Origin of the sequence: Halomonas sp. AOP27-A1-41, assembly GCF_052378605.1 — a bacterium.
Lineage (GTDB): Bacteria > Pseudomonadota > Gammaproteobacteria > Pseudomonadales > Halomonadaceae > Vreelandella > Vreelandella citrativorans.
In genome coordinates this window covers 401,205-418,749 of the sequence record NZ_JBQSXT010000001.1, presented here as the reverse complement: position 1 = coordinate 418,749, position 17,545 = coordinate 401,205, and the positions used below count along the sequence as shown (strand labels likewise).

General features: G+C 53.6%; 15 protein-coding genes. 2 read left to right on the top strand and 13 right to left on the bottom strand.

Features of this window, described 5'->3' with window-relative positions; genetic code table 11:
- Positions 1 to 9 precede the first annotated feature (9 nt).
- Positions 10 to 2,730, top strand: coding sequence for an ATP-binding protein (locus tag ACT3TC_RS01865; protein WP_444630133.1), 2,721 nt, complete (start codon positions 10 to 12; stop codon positions 2,728 to 2,730).
- Here the strand turns inward: ACT3TC_RS01865 and acpS are convergent.
- The 12 genes from acpS to rpoE form a co-directional block, all read right to left on the bottom strand.
- Positions 2,714 to 3,091 (bottom strand): holo-ACP synthase, encoded by a 378-nt coding sequence (gene acpS, locus ACT3TC_RS01860; RefSeq protein WP_193053713.1) that lies wholly within the window; start codon positions 3,089 to 3,091, stop codon positions 2,714 to 2,716. The two genes, ACT3TC_RS01865 and acpS, sit on opposite strands and share 17 nt — an antisense overlap.
- Before the next feature lie 3 nt (positions 3,092 to 3,094).
- Positions 3,095 to 3,931 carry a pyridoxine 5'-phosphate synthase gene (pdxJ, locus tag ACT3TC_RS01855; protein WP_172116409.1) on the bottom strand — a complete coding sequence of 279 codons (837 nt, stop codon included), beginning with the start codon at positions 3,929 to 3,931 and terminating at the stop codon, positions 3,095 to 3,097.
- A gap of 35 nt (positions 3,932 to 3,966) precedes the next feature.
- Positions 3,967 to 4,659, bottom strand: coding sequence for a DNA repair protein RecO (gene recO, locus ACT3TC_RS01850; RefSeq protein WP_444627300.1), 693 nt, complete (start codon positions 4,657 to 4,659; stop codon positions 3,967 to 3,969).
- 8 nt (positions 4,660 to 4,667) lie between these two features.
- Complete coding sequence (gene era, locus ACT3TC_RS01845; RefSeq protein ID WP_172116407.1) at positions 4,668 to 5,567, bottom strand: GTPase Era; 900 nt, start codon at positions 5,565 to 5,567, stop codon at positions 4,668 to 4,670.
- The gene (rnc, locus tag ACT3TC_RS01840) at positions 5,564 to 6,256 is read right to left on the bottom strand and encodes a ribonuclease III (protein WP_087109215.1); all 693 of its coding nucleotides are present in this window, start codon (positions 6,254 to 6,256) and stop codon (positions 5,564 to 5,566) included. The genes era and rnc overlap by 4 nt, the downstream gene beginning before the upstream one ends.
- Before the next feature lie 65 nt (positions 6,257 to 6,321).
- Complete coding sequence (gene lepB / locus ACT3TC_RS01835; RefSeq protein WP_444638910.1) at positions 6,322 to 7,125, bottom strand: signal peptidase I; 804 nt, start codon at positions 7,123 to 7,125, stop codon at positions 6,322 to 6,324.
- A gap of 14 nt (positions 7,126 to 7,139) precedes the next feature.
- Positions 7,140 to 8,957 carry a translation elongation factor 4 gene (gene lepA / locus ACT3TC_RS01830; RefSeq protein ID WP_172116405.1) on the bottom strand — a complete coding sequence of 606 codons (1,818 nt, stop codon included), beginning with the start codon at positions 8,955 to 8,957 and terminating at the stop codon, positions 7,140 to 7,142.
- A gap of 194 nt (positions 8,958 to 9,151) precedes the next feature.
- Positions 9,152 to 10,567, bottom strand: a complete 1,416-nt coding sequence (locus ACT3TC_RS01825) for a DegQ family serine endoprotease (protein ID WP_444638909.1) — start codon at positions 10,565 to 10,567, stop codon at positions 9,152 to 9,154.
- 66 nt (positions 10,568 to 10,633) lie between these two features.
- A complete protein-coding gene (locus tag ACT3TC_RS01820) occupies positions 10,634 to 11,080 on the bottom strand; it encodes a SoxR reducing system RseC family protein (RefSeq protein WP_444621432.1) in 447 nt (148 codons plus the stop codon).
- Positions 11,081 to 11,147: 67 nt separating this feature from the next.
- Positions 11,148 to 12,095, bottom strand: coding sequence for a MucB/RseB C-terminal domain-containing protein (locus ACT3TC_RS01815; RefSeq protein WP_444638908.1), 948 nt, complete (start codon positions 12,093 to 12,095; stop codon positions 11,148 to 11,150).
- Positions 12,096 to 12,261: 166 nt separating this feature from the next.
- On the bottom strand, positions 12,262 to 12,996 hold the full coding sequence (locus ACT3TC_RS01810; protein WP_444638906.1) for a sigma-E factor negative regulatory protein: 735 nt from the start codon (positions 12,994 to 12,996) through the stop codon (positions 12,262 to 12,264).
- A 343-nt stretch (positions 12,997 to 13,339) separates the two neighbouring features.
- On the bottom strand, positions 13,340 to 13,939 hold the full coding sequence (gene rpoE / locus ACT3TC_RS01805) for an RNA polymerase sigma factor RpoE (RefSeq protein WP_172116400.1): 600 nt from the start codon (positions 13,937 to 13,939) through the stop codon (positions 13,340 to 13,342).
- A gap of 329 nt (positions 13,940 to 14,268) precedes the next feature.
- Here rpoE and ACT3TC_RS01800 point away from each other — a divergent pair, with 329 nt between their 5' ends.
- Positions 14,269 to 15,345 carry a 3-deoxy-7-phosphoheptulonate synthase gene (locus tag ACT3TC_RS01800; RefSeq protein WP_444630128.1) on the top strand — a complete coding sequence of 359 codons (1,077 nt, stop codon included), beginning with the start codon at positions 14,269 to 14,271 and terminating at the stop codon, positions 15,343 to 15,345.
- A gap of 69 nt (positions 15,346 to 15,414) precedes the next feature.
- Here the strand turns inward: ACT3TC_RS01800 and dinG are convergent, their stop codons facing one another.
- A complete protein-coding gene (gene dinG / locus ACT3TC_RS01795; RefSeq protein ID WP_444638905.1) occupies positions 15,415 to 17,544 on the bottom strand; it encodes an ATP-dependent DNA helicase DinG in 2,130 nt (709 codons plus the stop codon).
- Between the last annotated feature and the right edge of the window lies 1 nt (position 17,545).

Genomic DNA, 17,545 nt, shown 5'->3' with positions numbered 1-17,545 from the left:
GTTTCTTCCATGTCTTTAAACACGCGTTTGCTGTTCGCGCTACTTGGCTTTCCGCTTCTGGTGTACGCCATGATGGCTATTTTGCTCATGGTGCAAAGTGATACGGCTGAACGCGCGGCGCTTCACGAGCGACTTAAAGATGCCGGTGAACTATTAACCCCAAGTTTCCAGCTTGCCATGGCAGACGCAGACTTCCAGCGTATGGAGAGGCTTTCTCGACGGCTGCTGGACCGCTATGGGCTTAGTTCTGTCAGCCTCTTCGATGAGCAAGGTAACCGTTTGTTCGTGCTAGGCCGCTCCACCCCGCCTCAGCTACGCTTAACAGCGCCCAGCGCTCCCCTGATAGAAGAAGAAGAGCATATTTGGCGACTTCTAGTCCCTCTTGATAGCGTGCTCCCCAACATAAACCCGACCGGGGTGGGCTGGCTTGAAGCCGAGGCAAACGCCCGCCCTTTGACACTGGAACGCTACAAACTGTTGGCCAGTTTAAGCCTGGGCGGCATGCTATTAGGGCTACTGCTGTTTCTGGGTGCCTTTGCTGTCAGTCGGTATATTTCCCGGCCTATTGAGGAAGCTAACCAGGCCTTATATCGCTTATCTCGTGGCGACTATCGGCTGCAATTAACGCCTGCACGGCCAAGCGAACTTCGCCAACTAGCCGTTCATGTGAACAGCCTGGCTGAGCACTTTCAGCAGTCGCAGCGCGATATGCAGACCCAGATTGAGCAGGCGACCAGCGAATTGCAGGAATCAATGGAAACCATTGAAGAGCAAAATATCAAGCTCGACCTGGCCCACCGCAGCGCGCTCCGTGCCAATGCCGTTAAATCCGAATTTTTAGCCAATATGAGCCATGAGATACGCACGCCACTCAATGGCATTATCGGTTTTTGCCGGTTACTGAGCCGCTCCAGGTTGGATAACCGCCAACAGGGGTGGTTAGAGCACGTTCACCGCGCCTGCGACAACCTGCTAATGCTCGTCAATGACGTGCTCGATTTTTCCAAGCTTGAAGCAAATCGCCTCACTCTTGAAGAAGTCGACATTGATATTGTATCGCTTTTGGATGAAGTAATTGGCCTGCATGCGCCTGAGGCGCAACGTAAACATCTGCACCTGGTGGCAATGATTTACGATGATGTGCCTACGCCGCTTAGCGGCGACCCGCTGCGTATTCATCAGGTGCTTAGTAATCTGGTCGGCAATGCCCTCAAGTTTACCCACGAAGGCGACGTTATTGTTCGTGTGATGCTCGACACCCAAGAAGGCCAGCACGTGGTACTGCGTATCAGTGTTAGTGATACCGGCATTGGTTTGAGCGAAGAGCATCAAAAACAGCTTTTTAGCGCTTTTTCCCAGGCAAAACCCAGCCATTCACGCCAATTTGGCGGTAGCGGGCTGGGCTTATCGATTTGCCGCCAGTTGATTGAGCGAATGGGCGGCACTATCAGCGTGGAAAGCGAGGTAGGCCACGGCTCAACGTTCTCCTTTACCCTTCCACTCTTGGCTAACCAAAGCGGCGAACGCCCCGCAGAGCTTACTCTGAAAAGCCCAGTCGTACGTCTTTATGAAACCCATACGCCTACTCGCAATACGCTTGAGTACTTGCTAGAGCGCTGGGGGGCTATTCCCGTCGCCTTTACCGCTAATGAGCCCGAAGACCTACTGATGTTATGCCTGGATCAAGATGAGTTCGAAATAGAGAGGAGAGACTACTGGCGAGATTTGATTGAGCAAGCCGCCTGCCCCGTATTGATTCTGGCAAACACCACCAGCTATGACTTACCGCCTTGGGAGCTTCCTCATGGCGGGGAAATGCTCTGCAAACCTTTCACTCGCGCTCAGCTGGTCACGACATTGCGCCATTTACTGCAGCCTGCAGATAAAGAAATAGCGTCCGCTCAATCAAAAGCGCCTCCGCCTACGGACCCTTCCGTCATTGATATTTTGATTGTTGACGACAATGCCTCCAACCGTGAGCTGCTTAAGGCGCTGCTTGAAACAGATCAACTGCGTATTACGCTTGCCGATAGCGGGCATGAAGCGCTTGCCTTGGCAGTTAATTACACGGCTGACATGGTGCTAATGGATATTCGTATGCCGGGTATGGACGGTGTTGAAACCAGTCAGGCACTGCGCCGTATCAATAATCACTGGTCACGCTGCCCTATTATTGCGGTAACCGCTCATGCTTTAAGCAGTGAACGTCAGCAGTGGCTGGCGGCTGGGCTGGATGATGTACTGATAAAACCTGTTGATGAGGCGCAGCTACAACAGCTGTTGCTGCGTTTTTTGGCCGTCCCCCCTTCTCTGCCTACCGTGACATCAACGGCAGCCTTGCAACGAAAAGGCACTACTGAATTTGCCAGTGAAGCACTCGCGGCCGTCGATTTAACCATGGGCACACAGCTTGCGGGCGGCAAAGAGAGCGTTGCCTATGCACAGCTTATACGCCTGATTGACAGCCTGGATGAAACAGAAACGCAAATGCGTGCCGCCTATGCCCAGAAAAACCTGGCGATGCTACTTGACTGGGTGCATGGGCTCAATGGAGCAAGCCGTTACTGCGGCGCACCTGAGCTAGCCCTATTGGTAGAAACCCTTGAGACGCGGTTACGCACCAGCGGGCTCAGTCATGTGGAGAGCCTTCTGGAAGCGTTGTACACCGCAATGGCACGCTTGCGTACTCATCGAAGCAGGCTGGCCGATGGGTCTAACGCTCCAGAATGACAAAGGCAACCGCGTACTCCGCTTCATCACTTAGCGTGATATGGCTGGTCGTCGCGCCGGATGCCTGCATTAGCCGCTTGGCCTCATGGCTCAACTGCAAAAAGGGCTTCCCCAAGGGGTCATTAACCACTTGGATGTCCCCCCACTGCATGCCGCCTCGCAGGCCAAGCCCTAGTGCTTTTACAAACGCTTCTTTAGCGGCAAATCTTTTCGCCAAGTAAGCCACCGGTTCGCCTTTTTGCTGCCATATCGCGTATTCGTCAGTTCCCAAAATACGCTGGGCAAAACGTGGCCCATGACGCTCAACTGCCCGGGTAAAACGCGCTACCCGGGCAATATCGGAACCAATCCCCACAATCATCTGTTAGTGACCACAGCAGTCATGATGACCATGCGTATGCTCATCTGCATGCTCATGGCTATGTTCATGATCGTGAGCATCTAAAGCCGCCATCAACCCCGCTTCCTGGCCTGCAATAATAAGCCGCTTCATTTCCTGAACAGCCTCTTTGAGGCCAACAAACAGCGCGCGAGCAATAATGGCGTGTCCGATATTCAGCTCATTCACCCCAGGCAGTGCGGCTATCGCTTCTGCATTATGGTAATGAAGCCCATGCCCAGCGTTAACCACCAGCCCCAAGGAAACGGCCTGAGTCGCTGCTGCGGTTAAACGCTGATACTCAGCATTTGCGGCGTCACTCCCCAGCTTCTCTTCTGCATAAGCACCGGTGTGCAGTTCAATCGTTGGGGCACCAGCGCGATGAGCCGCATCAATTTGCGCTTCATCAGGATCAATAAACAGCGATACGTCGCAGCCTGCGTTTTTCAGCCGCTCACACGCTTTGGCAACCGCATCAAAACTACCGACCACATCCAGACCGCCCTCTGTGGTAAGCTCTTCGCGTTTTTCAGGTACCAGGCATACGTGTGCTGGGCGCACCTCTTCAGCCAACGCGAGCATCTCTTCGGTCACTGCCATCTCTAAATTCATACGGGTATTCAACACGTCCGCCAACAGTCTGACATCGCGAAGCTGTATATGGCGGCGGTCTTCGCGTAAATGCACCGTAATGCCATCTGCACCCGCTTCTTCAGCCAACAAAGCAGCCTGTACCGGGTCCGGGTAGCGGGTACCACGTGCCTGACGCAGCGTGGCGATATGGTCGATATTAACGCCCAGTAGAATACGCGGAGGATGCATAACTATCTCCATTCCAAAAAAGTCATAAGCATGAACTATGGCTGACGCCGGCGGGCCAGTGCCATCATTAGCTCCCGAGAGCGCAGTGCAGCAGACCCCAAATGCGGTGCTAGTGCCGCCCGCATGACTGACTTAAGAACGCTTGCTAGCCCCGCATGTTGCCAGTCACCCTGCTCAATATAACGCAATGCACGCCCTTCAAGCCCCTGCTCTGCGGGAAGAAAAGCACGGCTTTGTGCATCAAACCGATAGCGGGCTTGCGGGTCCAGCACATTATTATCTGGCGTACAAAAACGCGGGGTAGCTTCAAGCGCATCCAACAACGCCCACTCATACCGCCGCAAGGCAAGAGCGCGCCTGGAAGGCATTGGCAGCGCTTCAAGCAGCGCCGTATAGAAGGCAAAAACATCGGGTGCAGCGAGTTCCAGGGGCAGCAGTCGGGTGGCGATTTCATTCGCGTAAAGACCGCATAGGAGCCCCTCACCTGCCAGTAATGCCGTTTGTCCACGCGACTCCATCAACGTGAGGCGTTTCAAATCGCGTTCGCCGCGCCAGCTAACAAACAGCGGCGTAAACGGCTGTAGTCGTTGACGCGACTTGGACCCCGGCCGCTGCCCTCCGTGGGCAACGGCGCGGATACGGCCATTATTAAGCGTCAGTAAATCAACTAACGCGCTGGTTTCACGATAGGGTTTACGATGCAGTAAAAAAGCGGGTTCCGCAGACATTGCGACACTCAATCGAGGTCGTAACCCAGGCTTTTCAGGGCACGCTCGTCATCGGACCAACCGCGCTTCACCTTGACCCACATATTAAGCATGACCTTGGTACCCAGCACGCGCTCCATATCCAGGCGCGCCTCGCGGCCAATGCTCTTGATCCGGTCACCGTTTTCGCCGATCAGGATGACTTTCTGCCCTTGGCGTTCCACCAGAATCAGCGCGCTGATATGCGTGACGCGCCCGGCTTCACGGAACTCTTCAATTTCAACGGTCATCTGGTAGGGCAACTCGTCACCCAACTGACGCATGACTTTTTCACGCACCAGCTCAGCGGCCATAAAGCGCAGGCTCTTGTCGGTAATCTGGTCTTCCGGAAAGAAGTGCACGCTTTCTGGCAGATGTTTAGCCACTTCCTCTTCCAGCGTTTCTACCTGAGTGCCGTGCTTGGCTGAAATAGGCACAACGGCTGCAAACTCACGCCGCGCGCCCACTTCAGCAAGCCAGGGTAGTAAGTCGCCCTTATCCTGTAGACGATCCACCTTATTGACGGCCAGAATAACCGGTGCCTTAACATGCTCAAGACGCTTGAGCACGGCCTGGTCTTCGTCAGTCCAGCGGGTACGATCAATAATAAAGACCACACAGTCAACATCACGGAGTGCTTGGGTAGCCGCCTGGTTCATAAAGCGGTTGATGGCTTTATTACGGTCTTTGGACATGATGTGCATGCCCGGTGTATCCACGTAAATAAACTGCGTATCTTCAACCGTTTTAATACCCATTACCTGATGGCGCGTGGTTTGCGGACGCCGAGAGGTAATCGAGATTTTTTGCCCCAGAATACGATTCATGAGGGTTGATTTGCCTACGTTAGGCCGTCCAACAATGGCCACAAAGCCGCAGGATTGGCTCATGATTTGTCTCCTGGTTTTTTCTCAAGGTACGAAAGCGCTTCTTCTGCCGCTTGCTGTTCAGCATGGCGGCGACTAGGGCCTTTACCGGTGGTATGCTTGCTTAGTAGCTCAATGTAGCACTCCACGGTAAAGGTCTGGGCATGCGCCTCGCCCTTTACAGAGACCACTTCATAGCGCGGCAGCGCTGACTGACGCGACTGCAAAAACTCTTGTAAGCGTGTTTTAGGGTCTTTCTGGGTATCTTGTAACGAGATATTCTCTAGACGCTCGGCGTACCAGGAAAGCACGCGTTCCCGGACAACATCCATGCCGGCGTCCAGGTAAATGGCACCAATTATCGCTTCAACCGCATCGGCGAGAATCGACTCACGGCGATGCCCTCCGCTTTTCATTTCCCCCGACCCCAAGCGCAAGCATTCTCCAAAGGTCATTTCACGGGCGAGCTCAGCAAGCGTTTGGCCTTTCACCAAACGCGCGCGAAGGCGCGATAACTGCCCTTCCCGCGCTTGAGGGAAACGTTGAAACAAGGCTTCTGCGATAACGAAATTAACAATTGAATCACCCAGAAATTCCAGGCGCTCATTGTTACGACCACCGTAGCTTCGGTGCGTCATGGCCAGTTCCAAGAGCGTTTCGTCGCCAAAGGTATGGCCGATTCGTCGGCAAAAAGCGTTTAAAGGATTACTCACAAGGCTCCTACGTCATTGACGTTAACTATTAGTGACATGACTAACCAGGGCTGACATAAACTTATTCATTCAATGCGTCGCACCGTATTAAAGCTGGGCAACCCGCCGTCCCAATGCATCCAAACAGCAAATGCACGACCCACGATATTCTCTTCCGGCACAACCCCCCAGTAACGGCTATCGTTGGAGTGATCGCGATTATCGCCCATCATGAAGTAGTGACCTTCAGGCACTTCAACTTCGCGCATTTGCGGTCCTGGGTCGCGGGGGTTGTTGTAGATAGTATGGCGCACGCTACCCAACTGCTCTTCTAATAATAGCTCTTGTGGCGAGGCATCGGGGCCTTCTTCCAATAACGTTTTAGTGACCAGTTCGCCGTTCACATAAAGCTGTTTATCTTCGTAGCGAATACGGTCGCCCGGAAGGCCTACCACCCGTTTGATAAAGTTAACCGATGGCTCATCCGGGAAGCGAAACACCATCACATCGCCACGCTCAGGCTCACCAACCTCCAAAATACGGTTGTGAACCACCGGCAAACGCAAGCCGTAGGCAAACTTGTTCACCAGGATAAAATCGCCTACTTCCAGCGTAGGCCGCATTGAACCCGAGGGAATTTGAAACGGTTCGACAATAAAACTGCGTACTACCAATACCACCAGAAGTACCGGGAAAAAAGAGCGCGCATAATCGACCGGCCAAGGCTCTTTTAAAAGTTTTTCCTGTGTTGGTGCGTCGATGTTCCCAGCAGCGGCTTCCTCTGCTTTCGCCAACCGCTCACGACGCTTAGGCCGCAGCCAAATCATATCGATAAAATAAACGACCCCTGAAATTACAACGGCCAGTACCAGCAGTAATGAAAAATCCATAAAGGAAACCTTCCCTAGTCGTTAACCTTGAGCACAGCGAGGAAGGCATCCTGGGGAATTTCAACGCGCCCCACCTGCTTCATCCGTTTTTTACCGGCTTTCTGTTTTTCCAGCAGTTTTTTCTTACGGCTTACATCACCGCCATAACATTTTGCCGTTACGTTTTTACGCAGGGCTTTTACGGTAGAGCGCGCCACTACCTGACCACCGATAGCGGCCTGAATGGCCACGTCAAACATCTGGCGCGGAATCAGCTCTTTCATTTTTTCGACCAGCAGCCGGCCGCGGCTATGGGCATGATCACGGTGAATAATCACCGCGAGGGCATCTACCTTTTCGCTATTGATCAGCACGTCCAGGCGCACCAGCTTGGCCGCTTCGAAACGCTCGAAATTGTACTCAAGCGACGCGTAACCGCGGGAGATGGATTTCAGACGGTCGAAGAAGTCCATGACCACTTCCGACATCGGCAACTCATAGGCTAACTGAATCTGGTTACCCAGGAACTGCATGTCTTTCTGGGTACCGCGGCGCTGCTCACACTCGGTAATGACGTTACCCACAAACTCCTGAGGCACCAGAATACTGGCCCTCACGATGGGCTCACGCATCTCATCCACGTCTGCCATATCCGGCAGTTTGGAGGGGTTGGAGATGTAAGTGACATCACCATTCTTCATCGCAAGCTCGTATACCACGGTCGGTGCAGTGGTAATCAGGTCAATATTGTATTCGCGCTCAAGCCGCTCCTGGATAATCTCCATGTGGAGCGTGCCCAGGAAACCGACGCGAAAACCAAAGCCCAGGGCATCCGAGTTTTCCGGTTCATACTCTAAAGAGGCATCGTTAAGCGCGAGCTTTTCAAGCGCATCCCGGAAGTCTTCGTAGTCATCAGCACTGACGGGGAACATCCCAGCATACACCTGAGGCTTCACCTTCTGAAAACCAGGCAGACGCGGCACGTCGGGCGTTTTGGTATGCGTGATAGTGTCACCCACCGGCGCACCGTGAATCTCTTTAATGCCTGCGACAATAAAGCCCACCTCACCCGCGCGCAGGATATTGGTCTCTTTGCGCAATGGAGTAAAAATGCCCACTTCAGTGGCGTTCCAGTCGCGGCCCGTTGACTTGATACGGATCTTGTCGCCCTTGCGCAGCGTGCCATCAAACAAGCGCACTAGCGAGACTACGCCCAGATAGTTATCAAACCAGGAGTCAATGATCAATGCTTGCAGGGGGGCATTCCGATCACCTTTAGGCGGCGGAATATCACGCACCAAACGTTCAAGCAGTCCTTCAATGCCGATACCGCTTTTGGCGGACACCTGGCAAGCGTCTGTGGCGTCGAGACCAATGATTTCCTCAACCTCTTGCGCCACCTTGTCCGGGTCGGCTTGGGGTAAATCGATTTTATTGAGGACCGGCAATACTTCCAGGCCCTGCTCGATGGCGGTATAGCAGTTAGCTACCGACTGCGCCTCAACTCCTTGGCCCGCATCTACGACCAGCAGCGCCCCTTCGCAGGCATACAGTGAGCGCGATACTTCGTAGGAGAAATCCACGTGGCCTGGCGTATCGATGAAATTAAGCTGATACACCTCGCCATCGGCCGCAGTGTAATCGAGCGTCACCGATTGCGCTTTAATGGTGATACCACGCTCGCGCTCAATGTCCATGGAGTCGAGCACTTGCTCTTTAAGCTCACGCTGGGTCAATCCACCGCAGGTTTGGATCAAGCGATCAGAGAGCGTTGATTTCCCGTGATCGATATGAGCGATAATTGAGAAGTTTCTTATATTCTTTAAATTACTGCTAGAAACGTCGTGGGACATCGAGAGTGGTCTGCCTTAGTGGTACGTAAGCGGCTTTATTACCAGCCGCCTCGAGAGTTTAAAGCCCGAAAACAGCTGGCATGTTGGCCACTTTGCCTATTTCCGTTAAAAAGATAAGCGCTATTGTAGCGATATGTGCGGGATAGGAACAGCAGTCCGGCGAGAACCGCCGGACTGGGTAGGCAGAGAAGGTCTTATTCCAGGCGTAAAGCTAAAAACAGTGAGCGCCCCTCACGGTAAACACGCACTGGAATTGCCCGATCACTGGGTAGCTGTTCGACAATGTCTAACAACTCATCCGGAGAAGACACGCTGCGGTGATCAACACTTACCAGTACATCGCCAACACGGAGGCCCGCTTGAGCGGCAACGCTACCAGGCTCAATCTGACGCACTGCAACGCCCCCCTCAATATTTAGGCGCTCTCGCATCGCGTCATCCAACTCGGCAACCGAAATGCCCAAACGCACCTGATTGTTGCTTTCATCACCCTGTGTGGCTGCTTCGGAATCGGGCCAATGTCCCAGCGCTACCGTCTCCGTTACCTCTTCGCCATCGCGCATTAAGGTAAGCTCCACATCACTTCCAGGCGTAACACGGCCAATTAAGCGCGGCAGCGTGCTTGAGCGATCAACCTCTTCGCCATTGACGCCAGTAATCACGTCGCCAGCACGCAAGCCGCCTTGCGCCGCAGGGCCTTCCGGGTCAAGATCAGCAATGAGCGCCCCACTTGCGTTTTCCATACCAAAGGATTCGGCCAAATCCTGAGATACAGGTTGAATCATGACGCCTAGCCAACCGCGATCAACGCGCCCCTCTTCACGCAGTTGATCAGCAACGTCCATGGCGACATTAATGGGTATCGCAAATGAAAGCCCCATAAAGCCGCCGCTACGGGTAAAGATTTGCGAGTTAATCCCGACGACTTCTCCGTCAAGATTAAACAGCGGCCCACCGGAATTACCTGGGTTGATCGCCACATCCGTTTGAATAAAAGGAACGTAGGCATCACGCGGCAATGTGCGATTAATCGCGCTGATAATGCCTGCAGTGACGGAATGATCAAACCCGAACGGAGAGCCAATCGCGGCTACCCACTCACCCACTTTAAGATCGTCAGAATTGCCAAGATTCAAGACCGGTAATTCAGAAGCATCAATTTTTAAAAGTGCAACGTCGGTCTGAGCATCGCTGCCAACCAACTCAGCGGAAAGCTCTCGATGGTCATTCAAGCGCACCAATATCTCGTCAGCATCCTGGACAACGTGGGCGTTAGTCATGATATAGCCATCATCGCTAATCACGAACCCAGACCCCAGCGACTGACGCTCTTCACCACGCCCTTGTCCGCCACTACCTGGCGGGGCTGGAAAACTATCGCCGAAAAAATGCCGGAAAATCTCAGGTATCTCTTGCCCACCGAACCCACCCATTGAAGGGCCACTACTGCGTTGCACGGTACGGCTGGTTGAAATATTGACAACGCCTGGCGCGGCCTCTTCAACCAACTCTGTGAAATCGGGTAAATTATAGGCATAGGCATTTTGGCCTATCATCAATAATGTGGCCATGCATAGCCATAATGCGGAAGGAAGAACCAAGCGCTTCATGTAAGAGCTCCTAATAAAGCAGACATCAAACGAAGGAAGTGCAACTCACCATGAGATGCAGGACGCCTAACTGACCAATTGAGGGCGAAAGCGTTCCGTTCGCCCGCTAAGCAATTTTTTTAAAATCCCACACCCAATGAACAACGTCATAAAAAAACTGGCGGGTGCCCACCACTCAGCCCCGCCTAACGCTGCAACCCCTCCTGATAACAGTAGCGCAACCAATAACGGCAGCGCATAGACAAGCAAGGCTAACAGGGTAATATCGGAACGGCCAAGAGTAAGCGTTACGCTTGTGCCAAGCGGGTAGTGTTCGCAAAGTTGAGTGGGGGCATAAGGGGTTTTGACTTCAATACGCTGATGCTGCTGACGCGCCAACACGCCCATGCCACATCCACGGCCCTGGGCACACTGCTGGCAACTCTCTTTAACCGACACATCGACTAACAGCCCTCGCGGGGTGTAGCCAACAACGCGACCGGCACGCAGCAAGGCATCACTTTCAGATTTCATCAACGCATTAATACCTTGGCTGGACTGATTGAGCTGTAGATCATGCGCACAATGTAAATAAGAAAATTTAGTCAAACTCAACCGATTGAACAATACGCTGAAGCATTGAAGGGGGAACTTCACCAATACCGACGAGCTGCCAGTACTGCTCGCCTTCAGCATATTCGTCAACCGCTATCGACGAAACACCAATTTGGTGGACGCCGCGATTCAAATCTTGCGGCCCCGCTTGAGGCTCGGCAAAAATGCTAATGGTGGCCAAACCGTCGCTATACAAACGCTGATGCGCCTCGTCATCCTGGGAGAATGTCGGCTGAGCGACAAACCCTTCGGGCAGCCATGAAGGCTGCCAAGCGGGCTCTGTGCTGACGGGCAACGCATCAATGACAACCTGACCTGCATAACGCTCGGGCTCATTTAATTGTGTTATTTGAAAGGTTTCTAAAATACGACCCGTTGAATCGCTTAGCACGTGTTTTAACAATAAGCCAGTTGCATTATCCAACCACCACTCATGGGTATAACGCTGCTGGTCATGCGGCTCAAATCGAAGCGTTGCCGCCTCGCGCCCAGCGACTCGGACGTCTTCATCCAGCGAAATATCGTAAAACTGAGAAGCGTGGTCAACCCACCCTTCCAGAGAAGGGAACGCACCGTTTTCGCTTTTTTCTGACCAAGCCAGCTGTCCTACGCGGGAGCGACGCTCGACGCTTACAGAAGGGCCATCAAGCTGCTGAACAACTTGCTGACGAACACCATCCTGAATGCGATGAGAAAGCGCTAGCGTGCGCACATCAATGGCATTAATCGCCACGGCCCGCGCTTGAAACGTATAACAATGGCTCGCCTGTAAACTTCTTTCCAGCCACACCTGAACATTGCCAGATGCATTTTCAGAGGGCACATCCGCACACATGCCCCGTTCATCAGTTTGTGCATAGAGCTGTAAAGGCAACAGGCTAATGCTCAATAACGCAGCAGAAGCCATCCACCTGTTTCGCCAGGTCACCATCATGCGGGTTTATTCCCTTGTCTATCGGTAGCCACTCTTAGCCTGCTGTTACCTGCAATCTTTCAAATGCCTATCTCGAAAACAAGGCATTTTCCCGAGTTATACCTTACGAATACGTGTTTAAAATGCGTATTCAGGTGCCTCACTCCGGAAACATTGTCATAACAGGTTAGCGTTGGCCTAGCGGTTCAGTGACAGAAGAACGCATCAATGGCATCCAGCTTTCGCCATTGCCATAAGCGGCACCCTGAGAATGCTGCTCCAGATACGACTGCAGAAGCCTGATCTGATCAACATCAATAGTGGTACCTTGCTGTGCGGGAGCACTTTGAGCCACGGCGGCTGAAGCGAAACCCGTTTCGCTTACGTTCATTAGCCCGTTTTGCGCTTGACCATTAACCCGAAAAGGCGTTGGTTCAAACATCGGCATACTGGCAGAGGTCATTGACGCTGGCTGCGAGGCGGCAAGGTTGACAGGCTGAACCTGATCCGCTGCACCTCCGCCCGTCGAGGACGTTGCCGCAATAGTGTTGCCTGGCTCAATACTTTCACCGTCAGCACCAAAGAACTGAACACCAGTAATCACCATAAGTGATACCGCTGCTGCAACACCGGCGCCGCGAGCAAAAGAGATGTTACTTGACCGAGCAGGGGTTGACGCTGGGGCGTCAGCCATCATCGGAGCAGGTTCATCCTGTAAACGCGCCATAATACCGGCGGAAAGGTCGGCGCTCACATCAACACTCCGCTCACGCTGCATCATGCTACGAGCCAAGTGGTAACGTCGCCACGTATCTGCCGCATCAGCATCATTTGGCAGTGCCTTCAACACTCGGCGTAGTTCCAGCTCATCACTTTCGCTATCCATTAATGCTGAAAGCGATTCCCGTGTGTTTTGACTCATACTTCACACCCTCACACTGTGTTAAATGAAGCCTTACCGCAGCACGGCAAATAAGCAGCGACCGCTGTAACAACTCCACTGGCCAAGATCTGATAACAACTCGCTTAGTGCAACGCACCTCGCATGATGCTGCCTCATTCTTTGGTACATCAGCCGCTTGATGCGACATGGTAGCTCTAAAGCGTCACGGCTGCTTGTTCTCATCCGTTCAACGGAAGCAACTGATGAGTATGACGCTTTGCCTGCCAGACAGTTCACAAAAAAAGGAAAAACGTAATTTTCTGTGTCCTGACCGTTACCTGCAACTTCCAGCAGCACTGTGTTTATTCAGTTCTATCGACCACTATTCGTCGCGACTGTTCCGTGCAGTCGTCACTAACGGTCGAATGTGTTCATCCACCGCTTCACGCGCGCGAAAAATCCGCGAACGCACAGTCCCCACTGGGCACTGCATTACCTGAGCAATATCTTCGTAGGCAAGGCCATCCAGTTCGCGCAGCGTAATGGCCGTACGTAGATCGTCCGGCAACTTTTCAATCGCCTCAAAAACGGCGGCTTCAAGCTGGTCACGTGCGATAGCGGCTTCTGGCGACTCGGCATCCGCCAATCGGCCACTCTGGTCGACAAGCTCTGCATCCACGATGTCCAGGTCGCTACCAGGTGGTCGTCGGCCCCGAGACACCAGATGGTTTTTAGCCGTATTGATAGCAATGCGATACATCCATGTATAGAAAGCACTTTCAGCACGAAACTTACCGAGCGCTCGATAGGCTTTGATAAACGCTTCCTGGGCCACGTCCTGGACCTCAGAGTGATCGTGTACGTAGCGACCGATCAAACCAATAATTTTATGCTGGTATTTTTTTACCAGCAGATCAAACGCGCGCGTATCACCTTTTTGGGCACGTTCGACAAGCTGTTGATCCGTTTCCCGAGTGCCCATTCACACGCCCCTCCAGCTCGTACGACATGCGTCGAGCCCTATTTCTGTCACCCCATTTGAGCGGGCCTTCACAGCAAGCAGCATAGCGTCCCTTGGGCATTAATTAATGACAATGATGACAGCGGCGACCAATATGCCGCTGTGTTTATGATTCATAACGCTAAGTGTTACGCGTTCTGTACGAGGCATCAAGCGCTTACACACTACTTGCAAAATCTTGAAGCTGACACTGCCCAACGCTTTCAAGTTCCTCAAGAATTGATTTTTACCACCCTGACACGCCATAGTAGGCGTTATTTTTCGCTCACTGCGCACGCATAGGTAGCTAGATGTCAGAACAACAGGTCCATAACCTTAACGTCCTCGCTCAGGATGTCCTCACCACGCCCGACGCACTCAAGCGGGCGGTTCCTCTTACCGATACCGCTGAACGTACGGTCATTGAAGGGCGTCAAACCATTCAGAATATTCTGGATGGTAAAGATCCACGCCTGTTAGTTGTCGTCGGCCCCTGCTCTATCCACGATGTAGACGCAGCGCTGGATTACGCCCGCCGCTTGCGCAAACTGGCCGACCAGGTCAACGATAGTCTTTATATCGTGATGCGCGTGTATTTTGAAAAGCCTCGCACAACGGTCGGCTGGAAAGGCCTTATCAACGACCCGCACCTCAACGACTCCTTTGAGATTGATGAAGGCCTGCATATTGCGCGCAAGCTGCTGGTCGACCTGGCGGACATTGGCTTGCCGCTGGCGACCGAAGCACTCGACCCCATTTCGCCTCAATATCTGCAAGACTGTATCAGTTGGTCAGCGATTGGTGCACGTACCACTGAGTCACAAACCCACCGCGAAATGGCCTCAGGCCTCTCCTCACCGGTCGGTTTTAAGAACGGAACCGATGGCAGCCTGGACGTCGCTATCAATGCGCTGCAGTCCGTGGCGAGCCCGCATAATTTCCTGGGCATTAACCCAGCCGGTCAAGTAGCCATTATTCGCACCCGGGGTAACGCATACGGCCACGTCGTTCTACGGGGCGGTAACGGCAAACCCAATTACGACAGTGTTAGCGTGACGCTGGCTGAAAAAGAGCTTAAAAAAGCCAATCTTTCTGCCAATATCATGATCGACTGTTCTCACGCCAACTCTAATAAAGACGCGGCTTTACAGCCATTGGTATTGGAGAACGTGACCAACCAAATCCTTGAAGGCAACACCTCTATCATCGGCCTGATGGTGGAATCCAATATCGGCTGGGGCAATCAAAAAGTCCCCGCGGACCTAAGCCAACTGCAGTACGGCGTCTCCATTACGGATGCCTGCATCGACTGGGATACGACGGTAGAAACGTTTACCCGCATGAACGATAAGCTGGCACCGGCACTTGCCAAGCGCATTGCGCAGTAACCTGACTGCATGCACATGCCCCGCTATGGCGTATGCCATAGCGGGGGGGGGCAGATGATTACAGGTGGCTTATGGGTGAATCTCGCGCCTGAACGGTGGTAAAGCATCCAGTAGCGCCTGACCGTAGCGCCGGGTAATCACACGCTTGTCCAACAACGTAATGACCCCTTGGTCGCTCTCTTTACGAATCAGCCGCCCACAGGCCTGCACCAGTTTAATCGAGGCATCCGGCACGCTAATACGCATAAACGAGTTCCCGCCCTGGCTCTCGATCCATTCGGCAAGCGTCGCCCCTACGGGGTCATCCGGCACTGAAAACGGCAGCCGCGTGATCACCACGTGGGTCAAATAGTCACCAGGCAGATCAATCCCTTCAGCAAAACTGGCTAGCCCAAAAATAATACTGCCTTTGCCCTTGTCGACCGCCGCGCGGTGCCGCTCAATTAACTCTCTTTTGGGCAGCGCATCCTGGGCAAGCACCCGCTCTCTGATGGCCGCTGGCAGACTTTTCTCTACCGCGCGAAGCTGCGCACGAGAAGAAAACAGCACCAGGGCCGCCTCTTTATCGGTCAATTGCGTGACAAACTGAGCGATCGCATTTTCATGTGCATCGCGATCACCCGGGTCCGTCGCCTCCTTTGGCACACGCAGCACCGCATTGGCATAATCAAACGGGCTGGGCAACGCCTGGTAGCGGTACCGATTAGCCAACCCGGCGCGCTCCTGAATGCGTTCAAATCGACCCAGTGCAGTCAGCGTTGCCGAGGTGACCACTGCACCATGGCAGCGCCCCCACAAATGCTTGGCAAGCGTATGGGCCGCTGATACAGGGCTTGCAGAAAACTCAATCTCAGGCTCACCCGCCACCCGACTTAGCGTAAGCCACCGGGCACTTGGCGGCGCGTTAGGAGCATCCTGTTCACTAAACGCTTGCCATAAGGCGTGGGCCTCCAGGGCGCGGCCATGCAGCAGAGCGACCAGTGGCAACCAGCTTTCCGCTTGCTCGCGATCAAGCCCGGTCTGTTTATCAGGATCAAGGCTTTCACGCAGAATCTCGCTGATGCTTTCCAGACAGCGTGAGAGCGTGGCAAACATCACCAGCAGTTGCTGCGCCTGTTCACGCAGTGCATCAGGCACCTGGCCTTTTTCAAACCGCGATTGCAGTGTGTTTTCTTCATCGGACAGCCCATTGGGCCGCCCTGCCAGCTGGTGCCCTACGCTAAACACATCGCCTAGTACAGGTTCCAGGCCATGGATGGCCTCGGGCAGGCTTGCCAGTAAGCGCGCGATGGTGGGCTGCACCGCCAACGCCTGATTCAGGTCGGTCAAACTGCTTTTAAGCGTGTTTAACCAACGCACACAGCCGTGTACGGCAAACCGGTGGGCGAAATGCGAAAGCGCCTTATCAGGCAGGTGATGGCCTTCATCAAAGACAAAAATGCAGTCGGCAGGATCCGGCAAAATCGCCCCACCTCCCAGCGCCAAATCCGCCAGCACCAGGTCATGGTTGGCAACGATAACATCCGCATTTTCAAGATCACGACGCGAGCGAAAAAAAGCACAGGCGCCAAAGTGGCCACAGCGCCTACCGGTGCATTGGCGGTGGTCTACTGTTAGCCGCCGCCAGTGGGCATCATCAATGGTGGTGGGCCAGTTATCGCGGTCGCCCTCCCACTTACCCTGCCCATAGGCGTCCGTCATATCAGTAGCAAGCACGGTAAAATCGCTGCTTTCAGTTTGCAGCGACTGCTCGAATAGCGAAAGCGTCGGGTTAGGCTCAGCGCCTTCCATTACCTGGTCCAGCTTGGCCACACACACATATCGGCCGCGACCTTTCGCCAACGCGTAGCGAAAGGCAATGCCACTATGGCTGGCAAGCGCGGGCAAGTCTTGGTTCAGCACTTGCTCTTGCAAGGCAACCGTAGCGGTCGAAATGACCAGCCGCTTACCACGCGCTTTCGCAATAGGTAATGCAGCGATCAGATACGCCAGCGTTTTGCCGGTACCGGTGCCTGCCTCCAGCACACAGACATGACTGTCGCTGGTGCGCTTGCCTTCGCTATCGCTTTCGATGTCCCCTAACGTGCGGGCAATCTCAGCAATCATCAGGCGCTGCCCGTAGCGTGGCGTCAGCTCAAGCTTTTCCACCACGCGACGATAAGCGTCCTGAATATCGCTTTTTAGGGCATCATCAAGCATG